The organism is Streptomyces sp. NBC_01429, from assembly GCF_036231945.1.
Classification (GTDB): domain Bacteria; phylum Actinomycetota; class Actinomycetes; order Streptomycetales; family Streptomycetaceae; genus Streptomyces.
Genome location: NZ_CP109599.1, coordinates 1,376,643 through 1,394,657 on the forward strand (window position 1 = coordinate 1,376,643; position 18,015 = coordinate 1,394,657).

13 protein-coding genes are annotated in these 18,015 nt (G+C 72.6%); 10 read left to right on the forward strand and 3 right to left on the reverse strand.

The features are described 5' to 3' along the window. Positions 1-87: 87 nt before the first annotated feature. The 10 genes from OG627_RS05710 (at position 88) to OG627_RS05755 (ending at position 14,061) form a co-directional block, all read left to right on the forward strand. A complete protein-coding gene (locus OG627_RS05710; protein WP_329062056.1) occupies positions 88-1,608 on the forward strand; it encodes a flavin monoamine oxidase family protein in 1,521 nt (506 codons plus the stop codon). After that, a complete protein-coding gene (locus tag OG627_RS05715; protein WP_329062059.1) occupies positions 1,605-4,916 on the forward strand; it encodes a ferritin-like domain-containing protein in 3,312 nt (1,103 codons plus the stop codon). The genes OG627_RS05710 and OG627_RS05715 overlap by 4 nt, the downstream gene beginning before the upstream one ends. Positions 4,917-4,975: 59 nt before the next feature. After that, positions 4,976-6,232: a cytochrome P450 gene (locus OG627_RS05720; protein WP_329062061.1), complete on the forward strand. Its 1,257-nt coding sequence runs from the start codon at positions 4,976-4,978 to the stop codon at positions 6,230-6,232. Between the two features lie 41 nt (positions 6,233-6,273). Next, on the forward strand, positions 6,274-7,101 hold the full coding sequence (locus OG627_RS05725; protein ID WP_329062062.1) for an SAM-dependent methyltransferase: 828 nt from the start codon (positions 6,274-6,276) through the stop codon (positions 7,099-7,101). A gap of 80 nt (positions 7,102-7,181) precedes the next feature. Further along, positions 7,182-8,621 (forward strand): NDP-hexose 2,3-dehydratase family protein, encoded by a 1,440-nt coding sequence (locus OG627_RS05730; RefSeq protein WP_329062064.1) that lies wholly within the window; start codon positions 7,182-7,184, stop codon positions 8,619-8,621. Position 8,622: 1 nt separating this feature from the next. Next, the gene (locus OG627_RS05735; protein WP_329062066.1) at positions 8,623-9,624 is read left to right on the forward strand and encodes an NAD-dependent epimerase/dehydratase; all 1,002 of its coding nucleotides are present in this window, start codon (positions 8,623-8,625) and stop codon (positions 9,622-9,624) included. Positions 9,625-9,659: 35 nt separating this feature from the next. Continuing rightward, complete coding sequence (locus tag OG627_RS05740; protein WP_329062068.1) at positions 9,660-10,769, forward strand: DegT/DnrJ/EryC1/StrS family aminotransferase; 1,110 nt, start codon at positions 9,660-9,662, stop codon at positions 10,767-10,769. A 38-nt stretch (positions 10,770-10,807) separates the two neighbouring features. Next, positions 10,808-11,452 carry a dTDP-4-dehydrorhamnose 3,5-epimerase family protein gene (locus OG627_RS05745; protein ID WP_329072391.1) on the forward strand — a complete coding sequence of 215 codons (645 nt, stop codon included), beginning with the start codon at positions 10,808-10,810 and terminating at the stop codon, positions 11,450-11,452. Between the two features lie 79 nt (positions 11,453-11,531). Continuing rightward, complete coding sequence (locus tag OG627_RS05750) at positions 11,532-12,374, forward strand: SAM-dependent methyltransferase (protein WP_329062070.1); 843 nt, start codon at positions 11,532-11,534, stop codon at positions 12,372-12,374. A gap of 31 nt (positions 12,375-12,405) precedes the next feature. After that, positions 12,406-14,061 carry an FAD-dependent monooxygenase gene (locus OG627_RS05755; RefSeq protein ID WP_329062072.1) on the forward strand — a complete coding sequence of 552 codons (1,656 nt, stop codon included), beginning with the start codon at positions 12,406-12,408 and terminating at the stop codon, positions 14,059-14,061. Between the two features lie 51 nt (positions 14,062-14,112). Here the strand turns inward: OG627_RS05755 and OG627_RS05760 are convergent, their stop codons facing one another. The 3 genes from OG627_RS05760 to OG627_RS05770 all read right to left on the reverse strand — a co-directional run bounded on the left by OG627_RS05760 (position 14,113) and on the right by OG627_RS05770 (position 17,950). Further along, the gene (locus tag OG627_RS05760; protein ID WP_329062074.1) at positions 14,113-15,963 is read right to left on the reverse strand and encodes a transketolase; all 1,851 of its coding nucleotides are present in this window, start codon (positions 15,961-15,963) and stop codon (positions 14,113-14,115) included. A 194-nt stretch (positions 15,964-16,157) separates the two neighbouring features. After that, entirely contained in the window at positions 16,158-16,796 is a 639-nt protein-coding gene (locus OG627_RS05765; RefSeq protein WP_329062076.1) for a hypothetical protein, read from the reverse strand. Then, the gene (locus tag OG627_RS05770) at positions 16,793-17,950 is read right to left on the reverse strand and encodes an ROK family glucokinase (protein ID WP_329062078.1); all 1,158 of its coding nucleotides are present in this window, start codon (positions 17,948-17,950) and stop codon (positions 16,793-16,795) included. The genes OG627_RS05765 and OG627_RS05770 overlap by 4 nt, the downstream gene beginning before the upstream one ends. Between the last annotated feature and the right edge of the window lie 65 nt (positions 17,951-18,015).

Consider the following 18,015-nt stretch of genomic DNA (forward strand, 5'->3'; position numbering starts at 1 on the left):
GCATCGCCCTTCCAGGACCGGGAAAGGCGCTGGCGTCGATCCAGGACATGCTCCCCGGCCTCGGACATCGCGTACTGGAGGAAATCCGTGACGGCACACCTACAGGAGATTGACGTTGACGGGCGGGACGGCTCCATCGGCGGACCGAAGAAAGTCACCGTCCTCGGCGCCGGAATCGCGGGTCTGGTGGCGGCCTATGAATTGGAGCGCCTCGGACATCACGTCCACGTCATCGAAGGAAGCCACGAGATCGGCGGCCGCGTTCACACCCATCGCTTTCCCGGCGCCGGCCAGTCCGGGCCGATCGCCGAGCTGGGCGCGATGCGGATCCCCGCCGGGCACCGGCTGACCATGCACTACATCGCCGAGCTGGGGCTACAGAACCAGGTCAGCGAGTTCCGGACGCTGTTCTCCGACGACGCCGCCTACCTGCCGAGTTCCGCCGGATACCTTCGGGTGCGCGACGCCCATGAAACGCTCGTGGACGAATTCGCCGCCGGGCTGCCTCACCGTCAGTACCGGGACGACACCTTACTGTTCGGCGCCTGGCTGGATGCCAGCATAAGAGCCATCGCGCCGCGTCAGTTCTACGACGGACTGCACGACGAAATAGGAGTGGAACTGCTGAATCTCGTCGATCACATCGATTTGACGCCCTACAGATGTGGCACCACGAGAAACAGAATCGATCTGCACGCCTTCTTCTCCGACCATCCGCAGGTGCGGTCGTTCTGCCCGCCACGCCTGGAGCGTTTTCTCGACGATGTGCTGGACGAGACCAGCTCCACCATCGTGCGGCTGCGGGGCGGAATGGACGCGCTCCCCCGGCGGCTCGCCTCGCGGATCCGGGGTGAGATCTCGACCGGCCGGGAGGTGGTGGGCATCGACGTACGGGACGACGCGGTGGTGCTGCGGATCCGTCAGGGCGTCAGAACCCTCACCAAGACCTGCGACTACGTGGTGTGCACCATCCCGTTCACGGTGCTCAAGAGAATGCGCCTGACCGGCTTCGACCAGGAGAAGCTGGACATCGTCCACCAGACGAAGTACTGGGCGGCGACGAAGATCGCCTTCCACTGCCGTGAACCCTTCTGGGAGAAGGACGGGATCGGTGGGGGCGCCTCCTTCACCGGCGGGCACGTACGGCAGACCTACTACCCGCCCGCCGAGGGCGATCCGGCGCACGGCGCGGTGCTGCTCGCGAGCTACAGCATCGGGCCGGACGCCGACACGCTCAGCCGGCTCAGCGAGGCGGACCGGAACGCGATCGTGCTCAAGGAACTGAGCTTGATGCACCCCGAGTTGCGCCGACGGGGCATGATCCTGGGCATGGCGGCCCGGGACTGGGGCACGCGCCGCTGGTCCCGGGGCGCGGCGACGGTCCGCTGGAACCAGGAGGCCGCTCTCCGCGAGGCGGAGCGGCGGGAGGCGGCCCGGCCGCAGAAGGGCCTCTCCTTCGCGGGCGAGCACTGCTCGTCGAAGCCCGCGTGGATCGAGGGCGCGATCGAGTCGGCCATCGACGCCGCGCACGAGATCGAGTGGTACGAGCCGCGGGCGAGCCGGGTGTTCGCCGTCACCCGGCCGTGCCGCTCGGAGGAGTCGGCGTGAGCGTCTTCGACCTGCCCCGGCTGCACTTCCGCGGAGTGGCGACGACCCACCTGCCCACCGGGCCGCGCGGCGGTCTCGTCGATCTGGCGACGAACACGGCGCTCACCGCCGACGGGGAGCCCTTCCCCGCGCACCGGCCGGCCGCCGAGTACCACGACTACCTCGACCGGTTGGGGCCGCGGTTCGACAGCACGGGCCGGCCGACGCCCGACGGGCCCTTCAGCGCGGCCAAGGGCGAGGACTTCGCCGGCAACGGGCACTTCTCGATCGACGCGCGGATCGTCAGTGCCGAGGCCCGCGCGGGCGACATCGACACCGCAGATCCGATGGTCGGGCGCGCTGTCGACATGTGGGGGCACTACAACGAGTACCTGGCCACCACGGTCAACCGGGCCCGGGTCTTCGACGTCGATCCGTCCTCCGACTGGACCACGGCGCTCATGGTCGGACAGTTCTGCTTCGGGCGCGACGGACGCTCCCACGACGTGGGGTACGCGGCCGCCGGAGCCGTCCGGGGCTTCCACCCCCCGAGGTGGCACAACTCCGGCCGTGTCGGCGACGTAGACATCGACGACGCCGGCGGTCACCGGCGGGCGAGGCCGCTGGGCCGCTCCGTGGTCCACCAGTTCGTGACCGAGCACGAGGAGCTGACCTGGCTCGACGAGGCGGCCGGCTCGCCGGCCGTGCGGCGGCTGCGGGCCGCGGTGGAATCCGGGGAGGCCGGCGGCCTGGTGGTGCAGTTCGCGCTCAGCCACCTGTCCCCTCCGCAGGCACCCGACCGGCCGAGCCGGTGGCGGCTGCGCGGGACGATCGCGCCCTGGCGCCCGCACGAGCCGCGCACCTACCCGGCGGGCCGGCTGCTCGTCCCGGACCGCCGGGTGTCCGGCCGGGCCCCCCGCGGGCCGCACAACCTCACCGTCGAGCTGACGGACGGCCACGTCACCCTCAACATGATCACCGCCGTGCCCGTCGATGTCGGCGATCTCGAACTGCGCACGGCGGACAGCGACCGGCTGGTGGCCCGGGTGCCCCGGCAGGCGTACCTCGGGCAGGAGTACGTCCTGACCGGCGGCCTGGTGACGGTCCCCCTCGGCATCCCGGCGGACGCCGCCGCCGCGGAGGCGCTGTGCCTGGTGGGCACCGGCCCCGGCGGCCCGGTGGTGCACCTGCGCGAAAAGGAGATCAACGTCCAGGCCGATGACGCGTGTCTCTTCCTGGAGCATCCCCGGGGCCCGGACGACGCGGACCACGACGTCGAGGTGCGCGTGCGGTCCTTCGTACGGGGCCGTCCCCGCGCCGTCGGCGGGATCGGCGTACGGCAGTTCTTCAACCCCCGCGCCCTGCCGCGCGATCCGTCCGCGCGCTCCCCCGAGGCGCGGTGCTCCGACGTCGAGGTCGTCCGGCTGCGCACGGGCCGGCGGGACGGCTCCGGCACCTGGTCGGGCGCGTGCGAGCTGGACACGGACGACGCGGGCCTCGGCTGGTTCACCCTGCGCGGCGGGGCGGCCGGTACCGCCCGGGTCCTGCTGTCCACCGGCGCCGGTGACCTGCCGTGCGACCCGGACCTCCCCGGCTCCGCCGCGCTCGGTGACGACCGGGACGACGCGCTCGGCTACTGGCCCGGCGCCGGGTACGTGTCGGTGCGGGTGCTGCCCGACGACTGGCGGCTGGCCGGGATCGGCCAGGACGAGGTGACGTTCGACCTGGTGTACGCGGAGGTCTTCGCGTACTACGAGCACCTGTACTCCTTCATGAAGGCGGAGGTCTTCAGCCTGGCGGACCGGTGCAAGGTGGAGACGTACGCGAAGCTGATCTGGCAGATGTGCGACCCGCGCAACAAGGCGAAGACCTACTACATGCCGCCGACCCGGGACCTGTCCGAGCCGAAGGCGCGGCTCCTGCTGACGTACCTGCGGGCCCAGCAGGCGCCGGACGAGGTACTCCTGACGGTGCCGGCGGCCGGTCGCGCGAGCGGCAGCGGCAGTCCACGCGGCGGACAGGGCAGCGGGCGGATCACCACCCGCGGCCGGCTCGTCAAGGCGCTGCGCGACGCCGCGACGATCGAACTGGCCGTCATGCTCCAGTACTTGTACGCGGCCTACTCGGTGCCCACCCACGGCGCGGGCCTGGAGTACGTGCGGCGGGGGGTGTGGACGCCCGAGCAGCTCCGGCTCGCCTGCGGCGACGGCGGGGAGACCCTCGACGAGGGCATCCGCAGCATGCTGCTGAACATCGCCCGCGAGGAGATGATCCACTTCCTCCTCGTCAACAACATCCTCACCGCGGTGGGCGAGCCGTTCCACACGCCCCGGATCGACTTCGGCACGATCAACCACGAGCTTCCGGTGCCGCTGGACTTCTCCCTGGAGCGGCTGGGACCGGGCAGCGTCGAGCGGTTCGTACTGATCGAGCGGCCGGAGGGCCTCGTCGGCGACGTACGGCGGGGCGACACGGGGGCGGCCCCCGCGGCCCACGACGACCGGCACCCCTACGCCTCGCTGAGCGAGCTGTACGCGGACCTCAGGGACGGCCTGCAACGCGTCCCGGATCCGTTCCTGGTGGAGAAGGGCCGGGGCGGCGGTGAACACCACCTCTTCCTGCGGGAGTCGGTCAACCGGCGCCACCCCGACTACCAGTTGGAGGTCGACGACCTCGCCGGGGCGCTGTTCGCGATCGACGTCATCACCGAGCAGGGAGAGGGCGGGGTGCTCGGGCCGCGCACCGCTCAGGACGCGCACGGCGGGCGACCGCCCGCCGAGGACTCGCACTACACGTCGTTCCTGCGCGTCTCCGAGCTGCTCCACCACGCACCGACCGGGCGGCCGCACCCGGGCGGCGAACGGTGGAACCCGGCCTATCCCGTCGTACGGAACCCGACCCTCGGGCAGGGGAACCCGGCCGCCGAGACGGTCACCGATCCGGACGCCCGGGCGGTCATGGAGCTGTTCAACCGTTCCTACTTCATGGCGCTCCAGCTCATGGTCCAGCACTTCGGCGAGCGCCCGGACGAGAGCCTGCGGCGGTCCGACCTGATGAACGCGGCGATCGACATGATGACGGGCCTGATGCGGCCGCTGGCGGAACTGCTGGTGACCCTGCCGTCGGGGCGCCGGGGCAGGACCGCGGGGCCGTCGTTCGAACTGGCCGAGCAGCCCGCGCCGGTGTCCCGTCCGGACGTGGCGCGGCGCGGTATCGCGCTGCGCCTCGACCATCTGGCGGCGGCCTGCGGCAAGCACCCCCTGGTGCCCGCCCGCGTGGGCGAGATGAGCGCGTTCTGGGCCGACCACTTCCGGCTGCCGCGCCGCTAGCGCGCCCCCGGCGGCGTGCCCGAAGCGGCGACGCCACACCGCCAACCGAAGGAGACCGCATGCCATCCGCGACACTGCCGCGGTTCGACCTCAAGGGCTGGGACAGGAAGGACATCGCCGACCCGTACCCGGTGTACCGGCGCTACCGGGAGAGCGCGCCCGTCCATCGCGGAGCGCCGGGCACGGGCGGGCCGGAGACCTTCTACGCCTTCTCCTACGACGAGGTCGTCCGGGTGCTGTCCGGGCCGCGTTTCGGCCGGGACGCGCGCGTGGCGTCCGGCGATCCCGGCACGGTGCCCGTCCCGGTGCCCGCCGAGTACCGGGCCCTGCGGGCCGTCGTCGAGAACTGGCTGGTGTTCATGGACCCGCCGCGCCACACCGAGCTGCGCTCCCTGCTCGGCACGGAGTTCTCGCCCTCGGTCGTGGCCGGTCTGCGGCCCCGTATCGCGCAGATCGCGCACGAGCTGCTGGAGCGGCTCGGACGGCAGCGGGAGGCCGACCTCGTCGAGGGCTTCGCCGCGCCGTTCCCCGTCCTCGTCATCTCCGAACTGCTCGGCATCCCGCGCGAGCACCACGCGTGGCTGCGCGCCAACGCGGTGGCCCTCCAGGAGGCCAGTACCACCCGCTCGCGGGGCGGCACGGGCGGCTACGCGCGGGCCGAGGCCGCCTCCCGGGAGTTCGCCGGCTACTTCCGGCGGGAGGTGCGCCGACGGCACGGCGACGATCGCGGCGACCTGCTCACGCTCCTCGTCCGCGCCCGGGACGGCGGCGCGCCGCTGACCGTGGACGGAATCGTGGGGACCTGCGTCCACCTGCTCACCGCCGGACACGAGACCACCACCAACTTCCTGGCGAAGGCGGTGCTGGCGCTGCGGGCGCGCCCGAGGGTCCTCGACGAGCTGCGCGCCGCCCCCGAGCTGCCCCCGGGGGCGGTCGAGGAGCTGCTGCGCCACGATCCGCCGGTGCAGGCGGTGACGCGATGGGCGTACGAGGACACCCGCCTCGGGGCGTACGAGGTGCGGCGCGGCAGCCGCGTGGTCGCCCTGCTGGGCTCCGCGAACCGGGATCCCGCGCGCTTCCCGCGCCCCGACGACCTGGACGTGCGCCGCCCCGCCGACCGGCATCTGGGCTTCGGCATGGGCATCCACTACTGCCTCGGCGCGACGCTGGCCCGCGCCGAGGCCGAGATCGGCCTGAAGGCGCTGCTGGACGGCCTGCCCGGCCTGAGCGGCGGCGGCCAGCAGGTCGACTACGCCGACGACATGGTCTTCCACGGGCCGTCCCGTCTGGTCCTCACCCTGTCCGACCTCCCGTGACCCGCGGCGGCCCACCGGCACCGCACGAAAAGAAGGCACGTATGACGCAGCAGTCCGACACCGCCCCCGACTCCGTCGGCCAGGCGTACGACCAGTTCGCCGACGCCGGCGCCACGACCGCCCTGGGCGGCAACATCCACGTGGGTTACTGGGACGACGGCCACGACGTCCCGATCGACGAGGCCACCGACCGGCTCACCGACCTCGTCGCCGGGCGGCTCGCCCTCCGGCCGGGGCAGCGGCTCCTGGACGTGGGCTGCGGCAACGGCGATCCGGCGCTGCGCGTCGCGGGAGCGCACGACGTACACGTGACCGGCATCACCGTCAGCCGACAGCAGCTCGCCCAGGCGGCGGAGCGGGCGGACGGCTCCGCCGCGCGCGGCCGGGTCTCCTTCCGGTTCGCCGACGCCATGGACCTCCCCTTCGAGGACGGTTCCTTCGACGGGGCCTGGGCGATCGAATCGCTGCTGCACATGCCCGACCAGGCGACCGCCCTGGCACGGATCCACCGGGCCGTGCGCCCCGGCGGTCTGCTGGTCATCGCCGATCAGTGCCAACGGCAGCCGTTCACCGGCCACGACAGGGCGTTGCTCGACGACATGCTGCGCGTCTATCAGATCGCCGGGATCAACACACCCGACGAGCACCGCGCGCGCCTGGCGGAATCAGGCTGGCAGCTGCTGGAGATGACGGACATCAGCGAGCGGGTACGGCCCAGTTACGGGCATGTCTCGGCCGCCTTCCGGCAGCTCGCCGCCTCACTCGACCCCGCCGCGGCGGAGCACATCGACGCGGCGGCCGACCTGATGGAGACCTTCGGGAAGCACCCGCACACCGGCTACGTCCTGATCACCGCGCGGCGGCCCTGATCCGACGGGTGCGGCCGGGCGCGTGCCGGCCGGGCGCACACCGATTCCGTTCCGATGCCCCGCAGACAGGGAGTCCTTCGATGTCCTCCAGTCTCATCCCACCGCCCGCCGCCGCAGCCGCCACCGCCGTGCGTCCGCGCGAGGACCGCGAGCAGGCCGACCGTCTCGCTCTGTCGGCCGCGACCGGCCGCGGGGCGCGGCTGCGGACCGAGGACGTGCGCGACTGGCTGGCCGCGCGCCGCCGGGCCAACGTCTTCCACGTGGAACGCGTACCGTTCGCGGCGCTGGACGAGTGGCACTTCGAGAGCGGCACCGGCAATCTCACGCATCGCAGCGGGCGGTTCTTCACCGTCGAGGGGATGCATGTGGTGGAACGCGACGGCCCGCACGGCGACGGCCCCAGGCGGGAGTGGCAGCAGCCGGTCATCAGACAGCCCGAGGTCGGCATCCTGGGCATCCTGGCCAAGGAGTTCGACGGAGTGCTGCACTTCCTGATGCAGGCCAAGATGGAGCCGGGCACGCCCAATCTGTTGCAGCTCTCCCCGACCGTGCAGGCCACCCGCAGCAACTACACCAGGGCCCACCGGGGTACGGAAGTGAAGCTCATCGACGCCTTCTTCCGGCCCGACCCCGACCGTGTCATCGTCGACGTCCTCCAGTCGGAGCAGGGCTCGTGGTTCTTCCACAAGTCCAACCGCAACATGATCGTCGAGACCTTCGACGAGGTCCCCGAACTGGACGACTTCCGCTGGCTCACCCTCGGCCAGATCGCCGAACTGCTGCACGTGGACGACCTGATCAACATGAATGCCAGGACCGTGCTGTCCTGTCTGCCGGCCCGCGACCGGACGTCCGGCGCGCTGCTCTCCGACGTCCAGTTGCTGTCGTGGTTCACCGGCGAGCGCTCCCGTCACGACGTGCGCGCCCGGCGCATTCCGCTCGCCTCGGTGCGCGGCTGGCGGCAGGGCGCCGAGACGATCGAGCACGAGGACGGCCGCTACTTCAGGATCGCCGCCGTCTCCGTACGGGCCGGCAACCGCGAAGTGGTCAGCTGGACACAGCCGTTGCTCGAACCCGTCGGCGTGGGCATCGCGGCGTTCCTCGTGCGCGAGATCGACGGGGTACGGCACGTGCTGGTGCACGCGCGGGCCGAGGGCGGCTGTCTGGACACGGTCGAGCTGGCCCCGACCGTTCAGTGCACGCCCGGCAACTACGCCCACCTCCCGGTGGAGAACCGTCCGCGCTTCCTCGACGCCGTCCTCAACGCCCCCTCGTCGCACATCCGTTACCAGGCCGTCCACTCCGAGGAGGGCGGACGGTTCCTGAACGCCAGGAACCGGTATCTCGCCGTCGACGCCGACGGGAGCGAGGCCGCGCTCGACCCGCCCCCCGGCTATACGTGGGCCACCCCGGCCCAGCTCAGCGCCCTCACCCGGCACGGCCACTATCTCAACGTCGAGGCCCGCACCCTGCTGGCCTGCCTCAACGCCACGGCGACGCGTCCCCGGGAAGGGGTGTGACATGACGCGCACACCGGCGGCCCCCGGACCGCTGATCACCGTGCTCGGCGCCTCGGGCTTCGTGGGCTCGGCCGTCATCCGCGCACTGGCGCGCCGTCCGATCCGGCTGCGGGCGGTGGCGCGCCGGCCGAGCGAGCCGGTCCCCGGCCCGGCCGGGACCACCGTCGTCACCGCCGATCTCACCGACCGGGCGGCGCTCGCCGAGGCGGTCGCGGGATCGGACGCGGTGGTGCATCTGCTCCTGGCGGACGGCGGGTGGCGGGCGGCCGAGAGCGAGCCAAGCGCCGAGCGCGTGAACGTGGGGGTGATGCGGGACCTGCTCGACGTGCTGCGGCCGGGCACCGACGGCGCGGCGCCCCCGCTGCTGGTGTACGGCGGCGCCGCCTCGCAGGTCGGCACACCGCCGCGCGAGCCGCTCGACGGCAGCGAGCCCGACCATCCCGAAACCGCCTACGACCGGCAGAAACTGACGGCGGAACACCTCCTGAAGAAGGCCACCGCCGAGGGCCGGGTGCGCGGCATCAGCCTGCGCCTGCCCACGGTGTTCGGCGAGAGCGCGGCGCCCGGCGCCGCCGACCGCGGTGTCGTGTCCGCCATGGCGCGGCGGGCGCTGGCGGGCGAGACGCTCACCATGTGGCACGACGGCACCGTACGGCGCGATCTGGTCCATGTCGACGATGTGGCGGCGGCGTTCACGGCGGCGCTCGACCACCCGGACCCGCTGGTGGGCGGCCACTGGCTGATCGGCGCCGGCCGGGGCGACGCGCTCGGCGACGTCTTCCGGCTCGTCGCCCGGACCGTGTCCGACCACACCGGGCGGCCCCCCGTACCCGTGGTGTGCGTCAGTCCGCCCTCGCACGCGCCCGTGACGGACTTCCGCAGCGTGACCATCGACTCCTCCCCGTTCCGGGCCGCCACCGGCTGGCGCCCCCGGACATCGCTCCCCGAAGGGGTGCGCCGCACGGTCGCCGCCCTGGCCCGGCACCAACAGGAGAGCCGGTGAGGGCAACCACCTCCGATTTCCGGAAAGGCTGATACATGACCACGCGTGTATGGGACTACCTGGCGGAGTACGACAACGAGCGTCAGGACATCCTCGACGCCGTAGAGACGGTCTTCGGTTCGGGGCAGCTCGTGCTCGGCGAGAGCCTGCGCGGGTTCGAGGCGGAGTTCGCCGCCCACCACGGGGTGGGCCACTGCGTCGGAGTCGACAACGGCACGAACGCGATCAAGCTCGGACTCCAGGCGCTGGGCGTCGGACCGGGCGACGAGGTGATCACGGTGTCGAACACCGCGGCGCCGACCGTGGTCGCCATCGACTCCACCGGCGCCACCCCCGTCTTCGTCGACATCCGCGCGGACGACTTCCTCATGGACACCGGCCAGGTGGCGGCGGCGATCACCGACCGCACGCGGTGCCTCCTCCCGGTGCACCTGTACGGACAGTGCGTGGACCTGGCCCCCCTGAAGGAGCTGGCCACCCGGCACGGCCTGGTCGTCCTGGAGGACTGCGCCCAGGCACACGGAGCCCGGCAGGGCGGTACGCCGGCGGGCGCGACCGGTGACGCGGCCGCGTTCTCCTTCTACCCGACCAAGGTCCTCGGCGCGTACGGCGACGGCGGCGCGGTGATCACCTCGGACGCGTCCGTGGCGCACCGGTTGCGGCGGCTGCGGTACTACGGCATGGACGACCGCTACTACACCCTGGAGACCCCGGCCCACAACAGCCGCCTGGACGAGGTCCAGGCCGAGATCCTGCGGCGCAAGCTCGGGCGGCTCGACACCTACATCGCCGGCCGCCGGGCCGTCGCGCGGCGCTACGCCGACGGTCTCGCCGGCACCGGCCTCGAACTCCCGCGCACCGCACCGGGCAACGAGCACGTGTACTACGTGTACGTGGTGCGCCATCCCCGGCGCGACGCCGTCATCGAGCGCCTCAAGGCGTACGACATCCAGCTGAACATCAGCTACCCGTGGCCGGTGCACACCATGACCGGCTTCGCGCACCTCGGGTACGGCAAGGGCTCGCTCCCGGTCACCGAGGCGCTGGCCGGCGAGATCTTCTCGCTGCCGATGTATCCCGCGCTCTCCGCCGACCTCCAGGACAAGGTCATCCACGCGGTGCGCGAGGTGCTGACCACGCTGTGACACCCAGTCCCGCCGTCCACCGAGCCATGGGAGCCGATGTGAAAGTACGCGAACTCGCCGTCGAGGGAGCACTCGAATTCACCCCCAGCGTCTTCCCCGACGACCGGGGCCTGTTCCTCTCGCCGTTCCAGGAGGAGGCGTTCACCGAGGCGCACGGCGCCCCCCTCTTCCGCGTCGCGCAGACCAACCACAGTGTGTCCCGGCGCGGCGTGGTGCGGGGAATCCACTACACCGCGACGCCGCCCGGTACCGCGAAGTACGTCTACTGCGCACGCGGCAGCGCCCTGGACATCGTGGTCGACATCAGGGTCGGCTCGCCCACGTTCGGCGCGTGGGACAGCGTGCTGATGGACCAGCGGGACCACCGGACGAGCTATTTCCCGGTGGGAGTGGGCCACGCGTTCGTGGCACTGGAGGACGACACCGTCATGTCGTACATGCTCTCCGGGAGTTACGTCGCGGAGCACGAACTCGCCCTGTCCGTCCTCGATCCGGCGCTCGGGCTGCCCCTCACCGCCGGCGAGCCGGTCCTCTCCGCGCGGGACCGCGCGGCGCTCACGCTCGCCGAGGCGCGGGAGCGGGGCCTGCTGCCCGACTACGAACGGTGCCGGGAGATCGAGCGGGGACGGCTCCCGGACACCGCGGGGGTCGCGGACGCCCGGCCCCCCGGCCCGCGCGGCTGACCGCCGCGCCCGACCACCACCCTCCCGTACCGCCGTTCTCGTACCACCGTCCCGCACCACGAACCGAAAGGCCGTTGCCATGACCGAATCCACCCGGACCCTGCCCGTACCGGGAGCCGTCGGAGAGCTGTACGACCGGCTGACCCTGAGCGCGATGCACGACGGCAGCTTCAACCCCAACGTGCACATCGGCTACTGGGACACACCGGACTCCAGGGCCACCATCGAGGAGGCGATGGACCGGCTCACCGATGTGTTCACCGACTGGCTGAAGGTGGACGGTTCGTCCCACGTCCTCGACCTGGGCTGCGGGGTGGGCGGTCCCGGTCTGCGGGTCGTCGCGCACACCGGCGCGCGGGTCACCGGCATCAGCATCAGCGAGGAACAGATCAAGACCGCCAACCGGCTCGCGGACGAGGCCGGGCTCGCCGACCGGGCCGTGTTCCAGCACGGCGACGCGATGAAACTCCCCTTCGCCGAGGGGTCGTTCGACGCCGTGATGGCCCTGGAGTCGCTCTGCCACATGCCGGACCGGCAGCAGGTGCTCACCGACGTGGCCCGGGTGCTCGTCCCCGGCGGCCGGATCGTCCTGACCGACGTGTTCGAGCGCCACCCGCGCAAGGCGGTACGGCACCCCGGCATCGACAAGTTCTGCCGCGACCTGATGTCCACCACCGCCGACATCGACGACTACGTGGCGCTGCTGCACCGGTCCGGTCTGCGGCTGCGCGGCATCCTCGACATCACGGAGCAGACCACGCTGCGCCTCGCCGAGGAGCTGGCCAAGGTGGCGACGGCGGAGGACCGCCCCGCGGCCATGAACGAGGGCAACTTCGACTTCACCGACGACGCCTTCCGGCCGTCCGACCTGGCGGGGGTCGACGACTTCGGCTGCCTCCTGGTCATCGCGGAACGCCCATGAGCGGGACCGACGGCGAGAGGGCGGGGGCGACATGACACGTTCCGGAGAGCGGACCGACGTGCTGATCGTGGGCGGCGGCCCGGTCGGGATGGCGCTGGGGCTGGACCTGGCGTACCGCGGGATCGGCTGCGTGGTCGCCGACGCCGGTGACGGAACCGTCCGGCACCCCAAGGTGAGCACGATCGGTCCGCGGTCGATGGAGCTGTTCCGCCGCTGGGGTGTCGCGGACGCCGTCCGCGGCGCCGGATGGCCGGCCGACCACCCCCTGGACATCGCCTGGGTGACCAGGGTCGGCGGCCACGAGGTCTTCCGGTACCGGCGCGGAACGGCCGGGAACCGCCCGGCGTTCGCGCACACCCCCGAGCCCGACCAGATGTGCCCGGCGCACTGGCTGAATCCGGTGCTGGCGCGGGCGGTGGGCGTCCACCCGGACGGTCCGCTGCGGCTCCGTACCACCATCGACCGCGTGCGGCGGGCCGACGGCCATGTCGACGCCACCCTCACCGACCACGCCACCGGCACGACCGGCGGCATCCGGGCGCGGTTCCTGGTCGCCTGCGACGGCGCCGCCTCCCCCATCCGCGCGGCCTGCGGCATCGGCGCCCCGGCGCGCCACCGTACGCAGGTCTTCCGCAACATCCTCTTCCGCGCCCCCGAGCTGAAGGAGCGGCTCGGCGACCGCGCCGCCCTCGTCCACTTCCTCATGCTCTCGTCCACACTGCGCTTCCCCATGCGCTCGCTGAACGGCAGCGACCTGTACAACCTGGTGGTGAGCGCGGACGGCGACGCCGGCGGCGGCGACGCGCTGGCGCTGATCCGCGCCGCCCTCGCCCTCGACACCCCGGTGGAGCTGCTGAGCGACGGCGCGTGGCATCTCACCCACCGGGTCGCCGACCGGTACCGGGCCGGGCCCGTCTTCCTCGCCGGCGACGCCGCGCACACACTGGCGCCCGCCGGCGGCTTCGGGCTCAACACCGGCATCGGTGACGCCGCGGACCTGAGCTGGAAGCTCGCCGCCACGCTGGACGGCTGGGCCGGGCGCCACCTGCTCGACACGTACGAGACCGAGCGCAGACCGATCGCGCTGGCGAGCCTGGAGGAGGCCAACCTCAACCTTCAGCGCACCATGCGCAGACAGGTGCCGCCGGAGATCCATCTGGACGGGCCCGAGGGCGAACGGGCCCGTGCGGAGATGGCGAAGCGGCTGGAGAGCGGCGGCGCACAGCGGGAGTTCGACGCCCCGGAGATCCACTTCGGGCAGCGCTACCGATCCCCCGCCGTCATCGAGGATCCCGGCGTGCCGGTGCGCCGCGGCAGGCCGGACGCCGGCTGGCGGCCCGGCAGCGAGCCGGGCTACCGGGCCGCGCACGCGTGGTGGGACGCCACCGCCTCCACGCTCGACCTGTTCGGGCGCGGGTTCGTCCTGCTGCGCTTCGCCGAGCACGGCGGACTTGAGGGAAGCACCGAACTCGCCGGTGTGGAGCGGGCGTTCGCCGAGCGAGGGGTGCCGCTGACCGTGCGCGGCGGGGGCGGCGCGGAGGTCGCCAAGCTCTACGAGCGCGCCTTCGTGCTGGTCCGCCCCGACGGTCATGTGGCGTGGCGCGGCGACGAACTGCCCGGGGACCCGGCGGCGTTCGTCGACACGGTGCGGGGCGAGCGGGCCGAGGCGGTGCGCGGCGGCCCGTAACCGGTGAGCACGCGGGACGGGCGGCCGGGCGGCGGGCGGCCGCTCCCCGCGTCAGACCATGATCTTCTCCACCAGGAGCCGGATCGCCGCGGCGACCGACTCGGCGTCGATACCGGCGGAACGCAGCTGTTCCTCCGGTGTCGCCGAGCCCGGCACGTTCCCCACGGCCAGCCGGACGAGGCGCCTGGGCGCGGGACGGCCGTCGGAGAAGACCTCGGCCACCGCGTCCCCGATCCCGCCCTCGGGATGGTGGTCCTCCACCGTGATCAGACAGCCCGTGTCGTCCGCGGCCGCCTGGAGCGCGGTCTCGTCGGCCGGCTTGACCGAGTAGAGGTCGATGACGCGCACGGGGATGCCCTGGCGGCCGAGCGCGTCCGCGGCCTCGACGCACTCGTGGACGGTGGTCCCTGCGGCGATCAGGGTCACCCGGTCCCCGTCGGAACGGCGCAGTGTCTTGCTGCCGCCGATGGGGAACCGCTCGTCGGGCCCGTAGATGACCGGGGTACTGCCCCGGAGCGTGCGCAGATAGCGGACCCCGGACAGCTCGTGCGTGGTCTCCACGAGTCGTGCCGTCTGGTTGGCGTCGCAGGGGTGGAGCACCGTACTGCCGGGTACGGCGCGGAACATCGCGATGTCCTCCAGGCCCATCTGGGAGGGGCCGTCCTGGCCGATCGCGACGCCCGCGTGGGAGCCCACGACGGTGAGGGAGGCCCTGCTGACGGCCGCCATGCGCACGAAGTCGTGGGCGCGGGTCAGGAAGGCGGCGAAGGTCGACGCGTACGGGGACAGGCCAAGCGCCTGCATGCCGACGGCCGCCGCCACCATCTGCTGTTCGGCGATGTAGCACTCGAAGTACCGCTCGGGGTGCTCCTTGGCGAAGAACTCCGCGCGGGTGGAGTCGCCGACCTCGCCGTCGAGTACGACGACGTCCTCGTGGGCCGTGCCGAGGGCGGCGAGCGCCCTGCCGTAGGCGTCGCGGGTGGCGACCTCGTCGCCCACGTCGTAGCGCGGCAGCTCGACGGGCTCGGTCGTGCGCCCGGTGCGCAGGGTCGTCCCCGGCTCGGCGGGCTTGGCCACCGGTACCCGGATGGAGCGACGGCCGCCCAGCTCCTCGATGGCGCTCTCCGCGTCCGGCAGCGGCTTGCCGTGCATGCCTTCGCGGTCCTCGACCGAGCGCACACCGCGCCCCTTGCGGGTGCCGGCGATGATGGCGGTCGGCCGGCGCGGGGTGGACCTCGCCTCGCCGAAGGCGGCGTCCACGGCGTCCATGTCATGGCCGTCGATCTCGACGGTGTGCCAGCCGAACGCGCGCAGCCTGCGGCCGTACGCGTCCAGGTCACGCTGGTGGCGGGTGGGTCCGCGCTGGCCCAGCCGGTTGACGTCGATGACGAGGGTCACCGAGTCGAGATGCTGGTCGCCCGCGTGCTCGATCGCCTCCCACACGGAGCCCTCGGCCATCTCGCTGTCGCCGGAGAGCACCCACACGTGGTACGGGACGTGGCCGAGCCGCTGTCCGGCCAGCGCCATACCGATGCCGACGGGCAGCCCCTGGCCCAGCGAGCCGGTGGCCACGTCGACCCAGGGGAGCCGCGGGGTGGGGTGGCCTTCGAGCCGGCTGCCCAGCGTCCGGTAGGTGAGGAACTCCTCCTCGTCGATCGCGCCCGCCGCCAGGTACATGGAGTACAGCAGGGGCGACGCGTGGCCCTTGGAGAAGATCAGACGGTCGTTGCCCGGGTGCTCGGGGTGGTCGCAGTCGTAGTGCAGGTGGTTGGCGAGGAGGGCCGCCATGAGGTCGGCGGCGGACATCGAGGAGGTGGGATGTCCGGACCCCGCCGTGTCGGCGACGCGTACCGAGTCGACCCTCAGTTGCTGCGCCAGTTCGGTGAGTCGTTCGCTGTTCATGCCGCTCCTTCCGCGAACCCCCCGGATCACGCCGGAGAGGGGCGCCTCGGGAATGCCCGGCGCACGGGCGACGCTCACGTTCGACTCCGGAGGGTGATAAATCGAGTCGTACGGGTCGTTACGGGTCATACGGTCAGGTGCCCGGAGACAGCGGCGGCAAACACCGCCGGCCGCGGCCGCGGGGCCCGCGTGCCTCAGGGCGTGGTGGACGAGACGACGAACACCCGGGGGAATCCGGGGTCGGTCAGGTCCACCACGACGTCCTGGCTGGGCCGGGGGCTCTCCTGCCGGTGGCTGAGGCCCGCCCAGTCGTGGCCGGGGATGCCGAAGTTCCAGCCGACCACGTCCCGGTCACGGGGGGCGATGGTCAGAGAGCCGTCCTTGAGCGCGGAACGGGTGGTCCCCAGCTCGGTCAGGAAGGTGTCGAGCCGCCCGGAGGTGACGTCGAACTGCACGTACAGCCGGCTGGTGCGCCAGTTGCTGGTCTCGTAGTAGCGCACGTCCGTGGCGCCCGCCGGGACGGGCACCTCGAAGACGCGCCGCTTCATCTTGGACGGGCGCAGCTGCTGGAGGCCGGTGGCGGACGACTCCAGCTCCTTGTCGCGCCCGCTGTCGCGGCTCTGCCCGGCGGAGATCACCAGATAGCCGGCCGGGATGCCGATGAGCAGCACGATGACGATGGCCGTCAGCCAGCGGCGGCGGTTGCGGTGCCGCCGGTCCTCCGGCGGCCGGCCGCCGGGGCCGGGACCGGGGCCGGGGATCTCGCCGCCGCCCCCGTCGCCCGTACCCCCGGCTCCCGCCACGGCGCTGTCGCGCACGCTTCCCAGCGTCATGAGGCCGGGTCCTGGGGCGTGCGCGGGTTGCGGATGGCCTGCGCGTAGCGCTCGTACCGCTCGTAGCGCTCCACGCGGCGGCGCTTGGCGCGGCGGAAGCGCCGGGCCACCAGCCGGGAGAGGTCGGCGGCGCCGACCATGCCGGCCTCGGGGCCGAGCTGCGCCTTGACGATCCGGGCCTCGGGGCGGTAGCCGCGGCCGGTGAGGTTACGGCGGAAGGCGTCGCGGGCGGGGCCGATCAGCAGATCGTCGGCGGCGCTGACGCCGCCGCCGATGACGAAGCAGGACGGGTCGAGCGCGGCGGCCAGATTGGCGATGCCGACGCCGAGCCACTGGCCGATGTCCTGGAACAGCTCGACGCACATGGCGTCGCCCTCACGGGCGAGTTCGGTGATGAGCGGTCCGGTGATCTCCTGGACGTTGCCCTTGACCCGGTCGATGATGTTGTACGCGACCGGGGAGTCGGCGGCGGCCAGCTCCCTGGCCTCCCGTACGAGGGCGTTGCCCGAGCTGTACTGCTCCCAGCAGCCGCGGTTGCCGCACGGGCAGCGGTGGCCGCCGGGGACGACCTGCATATGGCCGAACTCGCCGGCGACGCCGAACTTACCGCGCTTGACCTGGCCGTCCTCCAGTATGGCGCCGCCGATCCCGGTGCCGAGCGTGATCATGACGAGATGGTCCTCGCCGCGCCCGGCGCCGAAGCGCCACTCGGCCCAGGCGGCCGTGTTGGCGTCGTTGTCGACCATCACCGGGACGGCGAGCCGCGAGGAGAGCGCGTCCCTGAGGGGCTCGTCGCGCCAGGCGAGATGCGGGGCGAAGAGCACCTTCGAGCGGTCCGCGTCGACCCAGCCGGCCGCGCCGATGCCGACGGCGTGCACGTCGTGCCGGTCGGAGAGGTCGAGGACCAGCTCGACGATGGTGTCCTCGACGACCTGGGGGCTCTTGGACTTGTCCGGCGTCTCGGTCCTGAGCGTCTCCAGGATGTTGCCGTCCGGGTCGACGACGCCGGCCATCACCTTCGTGCCGCCGATGTCGATGCCGACGGTCGGCACCCGGGGCGCGGTGAGGAGGGAGCGGCGCTCCCGGGTGCCCACGGTCCGCAGGACGGTGGCGCGCGCGGTGCCCCGGTGGGCGAAGTCGCGGTAGGTGCTCATCGGCGCGTCCCCCTCGTGGCCGTCGGCTCAGTCTTGCCGTACCGAGTGGGGCGGCGGCTGGGTGC

Bases quoted from the DNA above. Each gene is read 5' to 3' on its own strand.
- OG627_RS05720 (WP_329062061.1), top strand. From the start codon at position 4,976: ATGCCATCCGCGACACTGCCGCGGTTCGACCTCAAGGGCTGGGACAGG.
- OG627_RS05725 (WP_329062062.1), top strand. From the start codon at position 6,274: ATGACGCAGCAGTCCGACACCGCCCCCGACTCCGTCGGCCAGGCGTAC.
- OG627_RS05730 (WP_329062064.1), top strand. From the start codon at position 7,182: ATGTCCTCCAGTCTCATCCCACCGCCCGCCGCCGCAGCCGCCACCGCC.
- OG627_RS05735 (WP_329062066.1), top strand. From the start codon at position 8,623: ATGACGCGCACACCGGCGGCCCCCGGACCGCTGATCACCGTGCTCGGC.
- OG627_RS05740 (WP_329062068.1), top strand. From the start codon at position 9,660: ATGACCACGCGTGTATGGGACTACCTGGCGGAGTACGACAACGAGCGT.
- OG627_RS05750 (WP_329062070.1), top strand. From the start codon at position 11,532: ATGACCGAATCCACCCGGACCCTGCCCGTACCGGGAGCCGTCGGAGAG.
- OG627_RS05755 (WP_329062072.1), top strand. From the start codon at position 12,406: ATGACACGTTCCGGAGAGCGGACCGACGTGCTGATCGTGGGCGGCGGC.
- OG627_RS05760 (WP_329062074.1), bottom strand. From the start codon at position 15,963: ATGAACAGCGAACGACTCACCGAACTGGCGCAGCAACTGAGGGTCGAC.
- OG627_RS05765 (WP_329062076.1), bottom strand. From the start codon at position 16,796: ATGACGCTGGGAAGCGTGCGCGACAGCGCCGTGGCGGGAGCCGGGGGT.
- OG627_RS05770 (WP_329062078.1), bottom strand. From the start codon at position 17,950: ATGAGCACCTACCGCGACTTCGCCCACCGGGGCACCGCGCGCGCCACC.